Origin of the sequence: Variovorax sp. SG517 (genome assembly GCF_013376045.1) — a bacterium.
Taxonomy (GTDB): domain Bacteria; phylum Pseudomonadota; class Gammaproteobacteria; order Burkholderiales; family Burkholderiaceae_C; genus Variovorax.
Genome location: NZ_JABMJG010000003.1, coordinates 205,123 through 219,085, shown reverse-complemented (window position 1 = coordinate 219,085; position 13,963 = coordinate 205,123). Strand labels below are relative to the sequence as shown.

The following is a 13,963-nucleotide window of genomic DNA, read 5'->3' as shown; positions in this document are numbered from 1 at the left end:
CGCGCCCCCTGAAGGGGGCCCGCGCCTTCGGGCGGCCGTGCGGCGCTCATACAACGCTCCCCAGATAAGCCGCCTGCACGCGCTCATCCGCGCGCACCGCCGAGGGCACGCCCTCCACGAGCTTGGAGCCGAAATTCATCACCACCAGCCTGTCCACCAGTTTCATCACGAAGTCCATGTCGTGTTCCACGATGAGGATGGTCACGCCTTCCTCGCGCAGCTTGCGCAGAAGGTCGCCGAGCGCCATCTTCTCCTTGCGCCGCAGCCCGGCCGCAGGCTCGTCGAGCACCAGCAGCACCGGGTCGGCGGCCAGCGCGCGAGCGATCTCCAGGATGCGCTGCGTGCCCAGCGGCAGGCTGCCCGCCTGCTCGTGCGCACGGTCGCCCAGGCCGATGCGGTCGAGCTGGCGCTGCGCTTCCTGCAGGATCTGCTGCTCTTCCGTGCGATCGAGCCGCAGGCCCGCCTTCAGGATGCCCGAGCGCGTGCGCGAATGCGCGCCCAGCGCCACGTTGTCGAGCAGGCTCATGTGCGGGCGCAGCTTCACGTGCTGGAAAGTGCGCGCCAGCCCCAGCCGCGCCACCTCGCGCTGCGGCATGCCGGCGATGTCGTGCTCGAGGAAGCGCACCTGGCCCGAGCTCATCGGCAGCGTGCAGGTCAGCAGGTTGAACATGGTCGACTTGCCCGCGCCGTTCGGCCCGATCAGCCCGACGATCTCGCCGGCCTTCACGTCGAAGCTCACGTCGTTCACCGCCACCAGACCGCCGAAGCGCTTGACCGCGCCGTTCACCGACAGCACGGGCGAGCCGCGGGCGGGCAGCGTGCGGTTGGGCAGCGGGTCGACCGCGGGCCCTTCGTGGCGCGAAGGCCCCCGCGCGCCGGCGCGGCGTCGCGTCCAGCGGCGCAGCAGCCCCATCACGCCGCCGCGCGCGAAGTGCAGCAGCAGGATGAAGAGCGCGGCGAAGGCCACTGCCTCCAGCTGGCCGGCGCGCTGCGTGAGCATCGGCAGTACGTCCTGCAGGCCGTTCTTCAGCACCAGCACCAGAGCGGCGCCCACCAGCGCCCCGCCCAGCTGGCCCAGGCCGCCGGCCACCGCCATCAGCAAATACTCGATGCTGGCGCGCACGTCGAATGGCGACGGGCTCACGAAGCGGTTCATGTGGGCGTAGAGCCAGCCCGCCAGCCCAGCGAGCAGGGCCGCAGTGACGAAGAGCGAAAGCCGCACGCGGTAAGCGTCCGCCCCCACGCTCGCCAGCAGCGTCGCGCCGCCGCGCAGTCCACGGATGGCGCGCCCCGGCCGCGACTGCAGCAGGTTGTGGCTGAACAGGCAGGCCAGCCCCACCACCGTCCAGATCAGCCAGTACATCGCACGCGGATCGGCCAGCGACCAGCCCGCGATCTGCAGTGCCGGAATGTTCGACAGGCCCGTGTGCCGGCCCAGACCATCGACGTTGCCGAACAGCATCGCGATGGAGAGCCCCCAGGCGATGGTGCTCAGCGGCAGGAAGTGCCCGCCCAGCCGCAGCGTGAGCATGCCGATGGCCAATGCCGACAGCCCCGTGAGCAGCAGCGCGAACAGCAGCCCCAGCCAGGGCGACATGCCCTGCGCAGTGGTGAGCCACGCGGTCGCATAGGCCGCGATGCCCACGAAGGCCGCCTGCCCGAACGAGGTGGCGCCGCCCACGCCGGTCAGCAGCACGAGGCCCAGCGCCACGAGCGCGCCGATGCCGATGTCGTTGAGCAGCGAGACGGTGAAGCTGCCCGCGAACACCGGCACCAGCGCCAGCACCACGACCAGCCCGACGATCCACGCCATGCGTTTGCGATTGCCGTTCATTCGTCCACCTCGTCTTCTTCCTCTTCGGCATGCGCGGCCGCGAAGGAGCGCAGCATCAGCACCGGGATCAGCAGGCTGAACACGATCACGTCCTTCAGCGCGCCGCTCCAGAACGAGGCGAAGCTCTCCACCACGCCGACCGCCAGCGCGCCCACGGCCGTCATCGGGTAGCTCACGAGGCCACCGATGATCGCGGCCACGAAGGCCTTCAGGCCGATGATGAAGCCCGAGTCGTAGTACATCGTCGTCACCGGCGCGATCAGCACGCCGATCAGCCCCGCCAGCAGCGAGGCGCAGCCGTATGCCAGCAGCGCGGTGCGCACCGGCCGGATGCCGACCAGCCGCGCGCCCACGCGGTTCACCGCCGTCGCACGCAGCGCCTTGCCGGCCACCGTGCGCTCGAACACCAGGAAGAAGAGGCCGCTCAGCACGATGGCCGCCCCCACCATCAGCACCACCTGCCCGCTGACGGTGAAGCCTTCGCCCAGCGTGAACACGGCGCTGGTCAGCGGCGTGGTGCGCGAACCCTCGGGCCCGAAGAACAGCAGGCCCAGGCCCGACAGCAGGAAGTGCAGCGCGAGCGACACGATCAGCAGCACCAGCACCGAGGCATCGGCGATCGGCTGGAAAACCACCCGCGCCAGCAGCGGCGCGATGGGCACCACCAGCAGAACCGCCACCGCGATGTGCACCGCCACCGGCACGCCGGGCCGCGCCGCGAGCCACGCCAGCGCGCAGGGAATGGCTGGCAGCACGCCCCAGGTCAGCACCGCCTTCGGAATGCGCGCGGTCTCGCCGCGCCGCAGGAGGCTGCCGACTTCGGTGGCCAGCGCCAGCGCCGCGAGCACCGCGACCATGCCGATGGTCGGCGGCACGCGGCCGGTCTCGAAGGCCGCGAGCGACAGCGCCGCGAAGGCCGCGATGTCGCCGAAGGGCACGAACACCACCCGCGTGACTGAGAAGATCAGCACCAGCCCGAGGCCGGCCAGCAGATAGATGGCACCGTTGGCGAGGCCGTCGGTGATGAGGATGAGGGCCACGTCCCAGGTCATCGCGCGGCCCTCCACAGAGTCGAAGGCAAGAGGTTCAAGGTGCGAGCTTCCATTGGCCGTTGTCGAGCTTGACGATCACCCGGGCGCGTTCATCCACGCCGTAGAGGCTGCCGGGCTTGAAGGTGTAAACGCCGTGCGTGCCCACCACTTCCTTGGTGCTGAAGATGGCGTCGCGCAGCGCCACGCGGAACTCGGGCGTGCCCGGCTCGGCCTTCTTCATCGCGCGCGATGCCGCATCGGCGAACACCAGCCAGCCGTCGAAGGAATAGGCAGAGAAGGCATCGCTGGTCGGTGCGTTGTTGACCTTCTGGAAGACGGCACGGAAGTCGGTCGCGATCTTCTTCGTCGGGTAGTCGGCCGGCAGCTGCTCGGCCACGATCACCGGGCCCGTCGGCATCAGCGCGTTCTGACCTGCCGCGCCGACCACGCGCACGAAGTCGGGGTTGATGAGTCCGTGCTGGCCGTAAACGCCGCCCTTGAAGCCGCGCTCCTGCAGCGCCAGGAACGGCAGCGCGCCCGGCGTGCCGGCGCCGCCGGTCATCACCGCGTCGGGGCGCAGCGCCACGATCTTCAGCACCTGCCCGGTCACCGAGGCGTCGGCGCGCGCGTAGCGCTCGTTGCTCACCACCTTGATGCCGGCGGCGGGCGCGGCCTTCATCAGCGCCTCGTACACCAGGTCGCCCCAGGCGTCGGAGAAGCCGATGTAGCCCACGGTCTTCACGTTGTTGCGCTTCATGCGCTCGACCACCGCGTCGATCATGAGCTGCGTGGGCTGGGCCACCGTCATCACCCAAGGGTTCTCGTTGGGGTCGAGCAGGATGGGCGTGAGGCCGATCAGCGGCGTCTTCGCCTCCTTGCTGACCTGCGCCATGGCAATGGCGGCGGGCACGCCGGAAGTGCCCATGAGCACGTCGACCTTCTCCTCCTCGATGAGCTTGCGCGCATTGCGCCCGGCCGTGGTCGGGTCGGAGCCGTCGTCGAGCACGACGAGCTGGATCTTGCGGCCGTTCACCTCGCCCTTGTAGGCGAGTGCGGCCTGCATGCCCTTGGCGTAGGGCACGCCCAGCGAGGAGTTCGGCCCCGACAGCGACACGCTCAGGCCGACCTTGAGGTCGGCCGCGAATGCGCTGGCAACGCCACAGGCGGTCAGCGCGGCGGCAAGGGCGCCGCGCGTCAAGGTCTGCATCAGGCTCTTCATGTCGTAGCTCCGGTGAGGATGGTTGGAATGGACAACGGGTAACTCGGATGGATCAGATGAACAACTGGATGGCGGGCAACGCGCGCGGGGCGTTGAGCAGGTCGATGCGCTTCTCGCGGATCAGCCATCCCGTGGACGTGCGAACGAGGTGGTGGCGTGCGGTGCCGCTCAGCAGCAGTTGCCCTTCGCCGCGCGCCTCGACGTAGAGGAACGGCGTGCGCAGCCACGCTTCATCGCCCTCCTCGCGCTCGATGCGCGAGGGCTGCAGCACATGCTGGCTGTGGCTGGCCGGATGCTGCGAATGCGCGCGCGGGTTCTTCAGCCGCTCCACGCGAAGCTGCAGCAGCAGGCGGTCTTCGAAGGCCAGCGAGTTGTGCGAGAAGGGATCGGCCTGCGCCGCGCCGAGCAGCGGCACCCAGTAGTGGCCGTCTTCCGCGAACAGGGCCAGCCAGTCGTCGAAGCGGCGCTCGTCGAGCAGCGCCGCCTCATGGGCGACGAAATCGCGCGGATCCGTCATGCCGTGGCCTCCATGCCCGCCGCCATGGCCTTCGCCCAGGCGCGGAACTGGTTGCGCATCAGCAGTTCGTTGGTGCCGTTGGTGGTGATCGTGGCCTGCTGCTTCTCGGCCGGGTCGAAGTTGCGATGCAGGCTCACCCATTCGTTGCCGCCCGCGCGCAGGCCCTGCTGGATGCTCTCGAACAGGTGCACGTCGTCGTGCGCGACCACCGACATCGGCGAGAACACCAGCCGGTTGTAGCTCATGGCACGTTCGAAGAGCAGCGCAGGCGCGCCGGCCGCGCTGAAGCTCCACGCCTCGATCAACGTGCGGTCGGCCGCCAGCGGGCGGATCACGCGGATGGCCAGCGGCGAGCCCTTGACCGACAGGCTCGGAAAGAAAACCGAGTTCTGCGGCGAGCGCTGCAGGATCTCGGCCGCGCGCGCCTCGCCATGCGCAGCGCTCATGGCGGCTTCGTACTCGGGCAGCTGCGCGTAGTTGGAGTGGATGCTGAAGTTCACCCCCAGCACGCTGTGGCCGTTGGCGAACGCGCGCCCGCCCATCCTGTCGAAGAACTCGTAGCCCGCGCCGAAGGGCAGGATCTGCTCCATCGCCATCGGCTTGGGGTCGGAGGGCGCATGGCCCTCCCACAGCGCCTCGGCCGCCTTAGTGGCCGACTCGTGCGTGGACATCGGATGCACCGTGTCGTTGATGTTCTCCAGGTACATCTTCCAGTTGCAGTGGACGATGTTGCGCAGCACGCCGCCACCCACCGTGAGCTTGCCTTCGGGCGAACGGTCGACCATGTTGTCGATGGCGCCCAGCACCTCGCCGAAGTACTCGTCGAACGAAGGGCCGGTGTCGGAAAGGCGCACGAACACGAAGTCGCGGTACACCTTCACGTTCTTCACCACCGAGAGCCCCTGCCCCGACTCGCAAGCCTTGAGCTGCGTGCCCTCGTAGCCGTTCTTCAGCGGCAGGCCGAGCGGCGCGCCGTCGAGCTTGTAGGTCCAGGCGTGGTACGGGCAGCGGAAGAAGCGGCCGGTGTTGCCGCACTCGTCCGTCACCAGCTGCGTGCCCTTGTGGGCGCAGCGGTTGTAGAGCACGTGAACGTCGCCGTCGGGCTGGCGCACCATGAGCAGCGGCCGTCCGGCGATCTCCTGGGTCACGAAGTCGCCGGCCTGCGGCACCTGGCTCGCATGGCCCAGGAAGACCCAGGTGCCGGCGAACAGATGCTCCTGCTCCAGCGCGAAAAGCTCCTCGCTCAGGTACAGGTCGCGGTGCACCCGGTCGTCCTGCACCAGCGCCGCGACGAGATCGGGGCGATTGCGGTAGGTGGTCATGGCTGTGCTCGGTGGCCGGTCCGGGGGCTACGGGACCAATTTCCACTGGCCCTTGGTCATCTGCACGATGACCACGCCGCGCTGGTCGGAGCCGTAGCGGTCGTCGGGCTTGAAGGTGTAGATGCCGTGCGTGCCCACCAGCTCCTTCGTGCTCACGATCGCATCGCGCAGCGCCGTGCGGTAGGCCTGCGTGCCCGGCTCGCCCTTGGTGCGCGAGGCCGCGTCCGCCAGCAGCAGGAAAGCGTCGTAGGTGTACGACGAGAAGGCATCGGTCGGCACCGCGCCGTTGAGCTTCTGGTACGCATTGCGAAAGCCCATCGACACCTTCTTGATCGGGTTGCTGTCAGGCAGCTGGTCGGCCACCAGCACCGGACCGCTGGGCACTTGCAGGCCCTCGATGGAAGCGCCGCCCACGCGCACGAAGTCGGCGTTGATGAGGCCGTGCGTGCCGTAGATCCTGCCCTTATAGCCGCGCTCGGCCAGCGCGATGTAGGGCAGCGCGCCCGGCGTGCCCGAGTTGCCGGCGAACACCGCGTCGGGCCGGGCCGCGACGATCTTCAGCACCTGCCCGGCCACCGACGAATCGCTGCGCGCATAGCGCTCGTTCGCCACCACCTTGATGCCGGCCGCGTCGGCGCTCTTGACCAGCGAGTCGTAGGCCAGGTCGCCCAGCGCGTCGGAGAAGCCGATGAAGGCGACCGTCTTCACGCCCGAAGCTTTCATGCGCTCGACCACGCCCGCCACCATGAGCTGGAAGGGCTGCGACACGGTCACGGTCCACGCGCCCTCGGAGCCGGGAATGGTCACGGGCGTGGGCGAGATCAGCGGCGTGTTGAGCTCGCGCGCCACCGAGGCGATGGCCATCGCGCCGGGCACGCCGGATGTGCCGATGAGCACGTCGACCTTGTCCTCGGTCACCAGCTTGCGCGCGTTGCGGCCCGCCGTGGTGGGGTCGGAGGCATCGTCGAGCACGATGAGCTGCACCTTGCGTCCGGCGATCTCGGGACGTTCCGCGATCGCGGCGCGGATGCCCTTCTCGTACGGCACTCCAAGCGCGGCCACGGGGCCGGAGAGCGAGCTGATGAAGCCGATCTTCAGGTCGGCAGCCATGGCCTGCGCCGCGGCGAGGGCGGCGGCTGCAGCGACTGCCGTGGCGGCGAGGATGCGGGTGATCTTTTTCATGGGGGTCTTCACGTCGGGCGTTTCAGGGAACGAGCTTCCATTGGCCCTTGTCGAGCCGCACCACGACGCGAGAGCGGTCGTCCGAGCCGTAGCGGTCGGTCGGCTTGAAGTTGTAGACGCTGTGCGTGCCCACCAGCTCCTTGGTGCTCACGATCGCGTCGCGCAGCGCCACGCGAAACTGCGGCGTGCCGGGTTCGGCCTTGCTGGCCAGCGCGCGCTGCGCGGCGTCGAGATAGATCAGCCACGCATCGAAGCTGTAGGCCGAGAAGGTGTCGGTGGGCGGTGCGCCGTTGGCCTTCTGGAAGGCGGCGCGGAAGTCCATCGCGATCTTCTTCATCGGGTTGGCGTCGGGCAGTTGCTCGGCCACCACCACCGGGCCCGTGGGCGCCAGCAGGCCTTCGACCGACGCGCCGCCGACGCGGATGAAGTCGGGGTTGATCAGCGAGTGCATGCCGTAGATCTTTCCCTTGTAGCCGCGCTCCTGCAGCGCCAGGTAGGGCAGCGCGCCCGGCGTGCCCGATGCGCCGGTGATCACCGCGTCGGGGCGCAGCGCCACGATCTTCAGCACCTGGCCAGCCACCGACGAGTCGCTGCGCGCATAGCGCTCGTTGCTCACCACCTTGATGCCGGCGCCGGGCGCGGACTTCATGAGCGCGTCGTACACCAGGTCGCCCCAGGCGTCGGAATAGCCGATGTAGGCGACCGTCTTCACGCCCGACTGCTTCATCTTCTCGACCATCGCGCCCATCATCAGCGGCGCGGGCTGCGGCAGCGTCACCATCCACGCGCCGTCTTCGCCCGCCAGGTCGGCGTTGGCGATGGAGATCAGCGGCGTCTTCGTCTCGCGCGCCACGCCGGCGATGGCCAGCGAGCCCGGCGCGCCGGCCGTGCCGATGATGACGTCCACCTTGTCCTCCTCGATCAGCTTGCGCGCGTTGCGCGCCGCCGTGGACGGGTCTGACGCATCGTCGAGCTGGATCACCTGGACCTTGCGGCCGCCGACTTCCGACTTGTAGGCCACGGCCGCCTTCATGCCCTTGTCGTACGGAATGCCCAGCGACGACACCGGCCCCGACATCGAAGTGATGAAGCCGACCTTGAGATCGGCGGCCCACGCGCCCGCGGCGCCCGTCAGCGCGCCGAGGCCCGCGGCGATGGCCGCGAATGTGCGAATTCGGTTCAGTACTTTCATGGCGGTGCTCCAGAGGTGGTTTTTTTGAGGGACGAGAGAAAGCAGGAAAGGGAGAACAGGTTCAGAGGGCCAGGCTGCCGACGCTGGTGCCGCCGCACACGTACAGCACCTGGCCTGTGACGAAGCTGTTGTCGGCATCCGCGAAGAAACGCACGGCGCGTGCAACGTCGGCCGATTCACCGAGCCGCCTGACGGGCACCGACGCGGCGAGCGCGCGTTCCTTGTCGCTGCCGGCCTCGACCACGTCGTAGAACATGTCGGTGCGGATGGGGCCCGGCGCCACCACGTTCACCGTGATGCCGTCAGCCGCTAGCTCCAGCGCCCAGGTGCGCGCCATGCCCAGCATGCCGGCCTTGGTGGCCGAATAGCTGGTGCGCGTGGCCAGCCCCAGCGCGGCGCGCGACGACAGCAGCACCACGCGGCCGAAGCGCTGCGCACGCATCGCGGGCAACGCACCTTGCACGAGCTGGATCGCACAGCCCAGGTGCAGGTCGACCAGCGCGTCGAGGTCGTCGAGCTTCACGTCGGGCAGCAGCGCGGCGCGGATCACGCCCGCGTTGTGAACGATGGTGGTGGGCGAGAAGCGCTCGACCAGTTCGCGCACCGCCTCGCCGGTGGCGGCGCGGTCGCTCAGGTCGACCTCGATGTTGTGCAGCTTCGGGTGGTCGATCTCGGCCTTGCGGCGCGCGAGCGACACCACCTCGTAGCCCTGTGCGAGCAGGTCCTCGCAGATGGCCTTGCCGATGCCTGCGCTGCCGCCGGTGACGGCCGCGACCTTGGGGACGGCCGCGCTCATGCCTGCGCTCCCACCAGCGCCAGCACGCGCAGCGGACTGCCGCTGCCCTTCTCGATCTTCAGCGGCGGGCAGATCAGCACTGCGCCGGCCGGCGGCAGCAGGTCGAGGTTGCTCAGGCACTGCAGCCCATAGCGGCCCGCGCCATGCATGTAGTAGTGGCAGGGGTACGGCGGGCGCAGGTGGTAGCCCTGCCCGGCATCGGTGCCGATGGCCTCCGAGCCGAAGCCCAGCACGTCGCGCTGCTCGACCAGGAATCGCACGGCCGCCGTGCTCGGGCCCGGCGTGTGCTGGCCGGTCTCGTCGAAGTTCTGGTAGGCCTCGGGGTCGGTGCGCTTCGACCAGTCGGTGCGCATCAGCACCCACGCGCCCTTCGGGATGCGGCCATGGGCAGCCTCGTAGGCCTCGATGTCTTCCAGGGTCAGCAGGTAGTCGGGGTCGTCCTTCACCTGCGGCGAGCAGTCGATCACGCAGGCCGGCGCCACGAAGTGCTGCACGGGGATGGTGTCCACCGAGTTGTTCGGCAGGTCGCGGCCAGAGATCCAGTGGATCGGCGCATCGAAGTGCGTGCCGGTGTGTTCGCCGCAGGAAAAATTGTTCCAGTACCAGCCGGGGCCGCGTTCGTCGTACTTCGACACTTCCTCGATGCGGAAGGGCCAGCACTGGCCCATCTCGGGCGGCAGCGCGATCTGCGGAAACTCGGGCGTCAGCGTCTGCGTGAGGTCGATCACGCGGATGCGGCCGCTGGCCATGGCGGTCACCAGGCCGCCGAGGATTTCGGCGGTGGACATCAGTTCGGTCGTCGTGGTCATTCGTTTGGCTCCTGTCTCAACCGCCTGCGGCCAGCTCGCGCTCGAGCACCTTGGGGTTGTCGCGCCAGCGCTCCAGCCACTCCTGCGCGACGTCGCCGGGGTACACGTCTTCCACGCCGTCGCGCAGCGCCTTCACGATGGCGTTGGCCAGCGCCGAGGGCGCGAGCTTGGGCGGCGGCGTGTGCTGGTTCCATTCGTCGTCGATGGGACCGGGGAACACGTTGATCACGCGGATGCCGGCGGGCCGCATCTCCGCGCGCAGGCATTGCGCGAGCGAATGCGCCGCCGCCTTCGATGCGCTGAAGGTGCCGTGCGGCGGGAAGTTGCTCAGCGCGTAGATCGACAGCAGGTTGACCCACGCGGTCGCACCCGTCACGCCGTCGGCCGAGCGGCCTTTCAGCGCTGGGCCAAACTCCTGCGCGAGGCGCAGCAGGCCGAAGTAGTTGATGTCCATCTCGGCCTTCGCCACGTCGGTGCCGCGCCGCGCGCCGATGCCGAAGGTGCGGTGCACCTCCGCGTTGTTGATGACGATGTCGACCTTGCCGCCGATGGAGCCGGCCAGCTCAGTCACCTGCCGTCCGTTGGTCAGGTCCAGCGGCACCAGCGTGACCTGCGGCAGCGCCGAGATGTCGTCGAGTCCGTCGCCCATCTTCTTCCAGGGCTCGGCATGACCGACCCAGACGATGTCGGCGCCGGCCTTGACCAGCGAGCGCACGATGGCCTGGCCGGTCTCCGTCTTGCCGTCGGTCACCAGCACCTTGCGGAACTTGGGGTCGCTGGTCATCTCGCGCAGCATCTTGTCGTCGGCCATGTGGGGACTTCCTTCGTTCGGAAAACCAATGAGAACGGCCTGGCCCGCGCGGTCGAGCCGGGCGCCTACGCGCACGCGCTGCGGCGCGTCGCCGACCTCGCCATGCAGGTGGACCATGAGCGTGGGGCCGGCATCCAGGTGCACCAGGCCCAGCCGCCAGGGCAGCCGCTCGCGGAAGAACAGGTCGTTGCTGTGATGCAGCGTGGTACTGCCGAGCAGCTCGCCCTCGCCGCTTTGCTGCCGCCAGCGCAGCGCGGCGGAAAGACACTTGTGGCAGACCTCGCGCGGCGGGTACTGCACCGTGCCGCAGTCGTCGCAGGTCTGGAGCTCGAAGCGGCCTTCGGCCGCGGCAGCGGTCAGGCCCAGCGCGACGCGGCCGCGCGCGCCTGGCGGCAGGTTCATCTGCCGGGTGCGCAGCACCGGGTTCTTGCGCGGAGGGCGCATCAGGGGCATCGTCATGCGGGTCTCCCCAGAATCACCGCGCCCGTGCACAGGCAGCGGTCGTAGGTCACCATGCCGAAGCCGGCGACGAGGCCGAGCTGCGCATCGGGCACAGCGCGCGCGCCGGCTTCGCCGGTCAACTGGCGGATCGCCTCGACCATGCCGAGGAAGCCGCCCGCAGCCCCCGCCTGCCCCGCCGAGAGCTGCCCGCCGCTGGTGTTGTTCGGAAAGCTGCCGTCGAAAGTCATGGTGTTGGCCTGCACGAAGGCCGGGCCCTCGCCCTTCTCGCAGAAGCCCAGGTCCTCGAACTGCATCATCACGATGACGGGGTAGTCGTCATAGGTCTGCACGAAGTCGAGTTCCGCGGGCTGGATGCCGGCCTGCGCGTAGAGGTCGTCGCGGTCCTTGCGCCAGCCGCCCTGCACCATCACCGGGTCTTCGGCATAGGCGTTGTGGCGCTCGATGGCGCCGCGGATCACCACGTGCGCCAGTCCCAGGTCACGGGCGCGCTCCTCGCTCATCACGAGAAAGGCGTCGGCACCGGCGCAGGGCATCACGCAGTCGAACAGGTGGATCGGGTCGGAGATGGGCCGCGCGGCCATGTACTCGTCGAGCGTCAGCCCCTTCTTGAACATCGCGTTCGGGTTGCCCAGCGCGTTGGTGCGCTGGTCGACGCAGATGCGGCCGAAATCCTCGCGCCTGGCGCCGTAGGTGCGCATGTAGTTGGCGGTGATGAAGGCGAAGATCGAGTTCGGGCCGCCCGAGCCGTAGGGGTAGCTCGCATCGCGCGCGAAGTTGCTGAAGCTGCCCAGCGTCTGGCGGAAGGAATCGACGTGGTTGGTGTCGGCCCCCACGCAGGCCACGATGTCGGCATCGCCCGCCTGCACCGCGCGCGCCGCACGGCGCAAGCACATCACGCCCGATGCACCGCCGGTGGGCACGTGGTCGAGCCAGCGCGGCGACAGGCCCAGGTGCTGGGTGACGCCCACGGCCGTGTCGGGTGCGAGCGAGAAGCTGCTGAGGCACAGGCCGTCGATCTGTTCCTTGGGCACGCCGCTGGCCTTCACCAGCGCCTGGATGGCCTGGCCGACGAACCAGTGCGCGGTGCGCGTGGAGTAGCGCACGTAGGGCACGGTGATGGGCACCGCGACTGCGACGCCTTCGTACGAGAGCCGCTTCGCCGTCATGCCTGCCTCTTCTTCATCGAGCGGGTGTCGATGCAATGGGCCTGGCCGGGCAGCGACTGCGCCATGTCGCGCAGCTGCCCACGCTGGATCTTCTGCGACGGCGTGAGCGGCAGTGCATCGACGAAGGCCACGTAGCCGGGTGCCTTGTAGTAGGCCAACTGCGCCAGCGCGTGCTGGACGATGCTGGCCGCAGTCTGTTCGAGCTGCGAGGCATCAGTGCCCTCGCGCATCACGATGCAGGCCAGCACCTCGTCTCCGCGCACTTCGTCGGGCGTGGCCGCCACGGCCGATGCCTTCACCGCCGGATGCTGGTTGAGCACGCTCTCGACCTCGACGGCCGAGATGTTCTCGCCGCTGCGGCGGATCACGTTCTTCTTGCGATCGACGAAGAAGCAGTTGCCCTCGGCATCACGGCGCACCAGGTCGCCGGTGTGGAACCAGCCGTCGGCCCAGGCTTCGCGCGTGGCCTCGTCGTCCTTCAGGTAGCCGGAGAAGAAGTGGCGCCGCGGATCTGGGCCGGCCGAGCGCACCAGCAGTTCGCCGGGCGCATCTACGCCGACGTCGCTGCCGTCGTCGCCCACCAGGCGGATCTCGACGAAGTCTTCCTGCCGGCCGAAGCAACTGGTGCCCACCAGGCGCGGCTCGCGGTTGGCCATGATGCAGGCGGCCGCGCCGGTCTCGGTCATGGCCCAGGCCTCGACCAGCGGAAAGCCGAAGCGTTCCTCGAAGGGTGCGTGGTTCTTGCGGTCCACGCCGGCGCCGAAGCCCCAGCGGATGGCATGGTCGCGGTCGGCCGCCGATGCGGGTGCCGACAGCAGCATCGCGGGCATCACGCCCAGGTAGTGGACGATGGTCGCGCTGCTCTCCTTCGCGCTCGCCAGCCAGGTCTTCGGATGGAAGCGGTCGAGCTGCACCAGGCAGCCGCCCGCGACCAGCACCACCATGGTGGAGAAGGCCATCGCGTTCATGTGGTTGAGCGGCAGCGGCGTGATGACGCGCTCCTTGTCGGGTCGGATGCTGCACACGCCATCGAGCGCCGCGTACCACTCGCCCGCGCGCAGGAAGTAGGCATTGCTCAGGATGCAGCCCTTGGGGCGCCCCGTGGTGCCCGAGGTGTAGAGAAGGCCGCATTCGGTGTCGATGCCCACGGGCTCGCCAGCGCGCGGCGCGGCTGTCTTCGCGGGCGGCACCGCGTCGTCCGGGCCCATGGTCTCGAAGGCGATGCCTGCCTGTGCGGCCGCCGCGCGCAGATCGACCGCGCGCTCGGGCAGCGTCACGGCCAGGCCTATCTCGCTGTGGCCGATCAGGTAGACCAGCTCGGCCGAGCGCATCTCAGCATTGATCGGCACCACGCTCACGCCCAGTGCGTTCAGCGCGAGCCAATGGAAGATGAAAGCCGGCCGGTTCTCCAGCAGCAGGCCGACGCGATGGCCGTGGCCGTAGCCGGCGCGTGCGTAGGCCGCGCGCAGCCGCTCGATGCGCTCCGCAGCTTCGCCCCAGCGGATGGCGCCCGCTTCGATGCCGTAGGCGGCGGCGGTCACCGATTCGGTGAAAAGGAATTCGGCCTGCGGCGTGCGGGCCGCGGTGGCTGCGAAGACGTCGTGGACGGTGGCGTGCGGCAT

At 69.2% G+C, this 13,963-nt stretch carries 12 protein-coding genes; all 12 read right to left on the bottom strand.

Translation table 11 applies throughout. From position 1 onward, the window contains the following. Positions 1-46 precede the first annotated feature (46 nt). The 12 genes from FHT32_RS10475 to FHT32_RS10420 all read right to left on the bottom strand — a co-directional run bounded on the left by FHT32_RS10475 (position 47) and on the right by FHT32_RS10420 (position 13,963). On the bottom strand, positions 47-1,834 hold the full coding sequence (locus FHT32_RS10475; protein ID WP_176664569.1) for an ATP-binding cassette domain-containing protein: 1,788 nt from the start codon (positions 1,832-1,834) through the stop codon (positions 47-49). Further along, positions 1,831-2,886, bottom strand: coding sequence for a branched-chain amino acid ABC transporter permease (locus tag FHT32_RS10470; protein WP_176664568.1), 1,056 nt, complete (start codon positions 2,884-2,886; stop codon positions 1,831-1,833). Before FHT32_RS10470 ends, FHT32_RS10475 begins: the two co-directional genes overlap by 4 nt. A 34-nt stretch (positions 2,887-2,920) precedes the next feature. Further along, on the bottom strand, positions 2,921-4,084 hold the full coding sequence (locus tag FHT32_RS10465; protein ID WP_176664567.1) for an ABC transporter substrate-binding protein: 1,164 nt from the start codon (positions 4,082-4,084) through the stop codon (positions 2,921-2,923). A gap of 52 nt (positions 4,085-4,136) precedes the next feature. Beyond that, a complete protein-coding gene (locus tag FHT32_RS10460) occupies positions 4,137-4,601 on the bottom strand; it encodes an aromatic-ring-hydroxylating dioxygenase subunit beta (RefSeq protein ID WP_176664566.1) in 465 nt (154 codons plus the stop codon). Beyond that, a complete protein-coding gene (locus FHT32_RS10455) occupies positions 4,598-5,923 on the bottom strand; it encodes an aromatic ring-hydroxylating dioxygenase subunit alpha (protein WP_176664565.1) in 1,326 nt (441 codons plus the stop codon). The genes FHT32_RS10460 and FHT32_RS10455 overlap by 4 nt, the downstream gene beginning before the upstream one ends. A gap of 27 nt (positions 5,924-5,950) precedes the next feature. Continuing rightward, positions 5,951-7,105, bottom strand: coding sequence for an ABC transporter substrate-binding protein (locus tag FHT32_RS10450; RefSeq protein WP_176664564.1), 1,155 nt, complete (start codon positions 7,103-7,105; stop codon positions 5,951-5,953). Between the two features lie 22 nt (positions 7,106-7,127). Continuing rightward, positions 7,128-8,297, bottom strand: coding sequence for an ABC transporter substrate-binding protein (locus FHT32_RS10445; protein ID WP_176664563.1), 1,170 nt, complete (start codon positions 8,295-8,297; stop codon positions 7,128-7,130). A 61-nt stretch (positions 8,298-8,358) separates the two neighbouring features. Continuing rightward, positions 8,359-9,093 carry an SDR family oxidoreductase gene (locus tag FHT32_RS10440; RefSeq protein WP_176664562.1) on the bottom strand — a complete coding sequence of 245 codons (735 nt, stop codon included), beginning with the start codon at positions 9,091-9,093 and terminating at the stop codon, positions 8,359-8,361. Further along, a complete protein-coding gene (locus FHT32_RS10435; protein ID WP_176664561.1) occupies positions 9,090-9,902 on the bottom strand; it encodes a cyclase family protein in 813 nt (270 codons plus the stop codon). The genes FHT32_RS10440 and FHT32_RS10435 overlap by 4 nt, the downstream gene beginning before the upstream one ends. Positions 9,903-9,918: 16 nt before the next feature. Continuing rightward, positions 9,919-11,172, bottom strand: a complete 1,254-nt coding sequence (locus FHT32_RS10430; RefSeq protein WP_176664560.1) for an SDR family NAD(P)-dependent oxidoreductase — start codon at positions 11,170-11,172, stop codon at positions 9,919-9,921. Next, the gene (locus tag FHT32_RS10425) at positions 11,169-12,341 is read right to left on the bottom strand and encodes a thiolase family protein (RefSeq protein WP_176664559.1); all 1,173 of its coding nucleotides are present in this window, start codon (positions 12,339-12,341) and stop codon (positions 11,169-11,171) included. The genes FHT32_RS10430 and FHT32_RS10425 overlap by 4 nt, the downstream gene beginning before the upstream one ends. Further along, positions 12,338-13,963, bottom strand: a complete 1,626-nt coding sequence (locus FHT32_RS10420) for an AMP-binding protein (protein WP_176664558.1) — start codon at positions 13,961-13,963, stop codon at positions 12,338-12,340. Before FHT32_RS10420 ends, FHT32_RS10425 begins: the two co-directional genes overlap by 4 nt.

Coding starts and splice junctions, on each gene's coding strand:
- FHT32_RS10475 (WP_176664569.1), bottom strand. CDS start 1,834: ATGAACGGCAATCGCAAACGCATGGCGTGGATCGTCGGGCTGGTCGTG.
- FHT32_RS10465 (WP_176664567.1), bottom strand. CDS start 4,084: ATGAAGAGCCTGATGCAGACCTTGACGCGCGGCGCCCTTGCCGCCGCG.
- FHT32_RS10435 (WP_176664561.1), bottom strand. CDS start 9,902: ATGACCACGACGACCGAACTGATGTCCACCGCCGAAATCCTCGGCGGC.
- FHT32_RS10470 (WP_176664568.1), bottom strand. CDS start 2,886: ATGACCTGGGACGTGGCCCTCATCCTCATCACCGACGGCCTCGCCAAC.
- FHT32_RS10440 (WP_176664562.1), bottom strand. CDS start 9,093: ATGAGCGCGGCCGTCCCCAAGGTCGCGGCCGTCACCGGCGGCAGCGCA.
- FHT32_RS10460 (WP_176664566.1), bottom strand. CDS start 4,601: ATGACGGATCCGCGCGATTTCGTCGCCCATGAGGCGGCGCTGCTCGAC.
- FHT32_RS10450 (WP_176664564.1), bottom strand. CDS start 7,105: ATGAAAAAGATCACCCGCATCCTCGCCGCCACGGCAGTCGCTGCAGCC.
- FHT32_RS10445 (WP_176664563.1), bottom strand. CDS start 8,297: ATGAAAGTACTGAACCGAATTCGCACATTCGCGGCCATCGCCGCGGGC.
- FHT32_RS10455 (WP_176664565.1), bottom strand. CDS start 5,923: ATGACCACCTACCGCAATCGCCCCGATCTCGTCGCGGCGCTGGTGCAG.
- FHT32_RS10425 (WP_176664559.1), bottom strand. CDS start 12,341: ATGACGGCGAAGCGGCTCTCGTACGAAGGCGTCGCAGTCGCGGTGCCC.
- FHT32_RS10430 (WP_176664560.1), bottom strand. CDS start 11,172: ATGACGATGCCCCTGATGCGCCCTCCGCGCAAGAACCCGGTGCTGCGC.
- FHT32_RS10420 (WP_176664558.1), bottom strand. CDS start 13,963: ATGCCGCACGCCACCGTCCACGACGTCTTCGCAGCCACCGCGGCCCGC.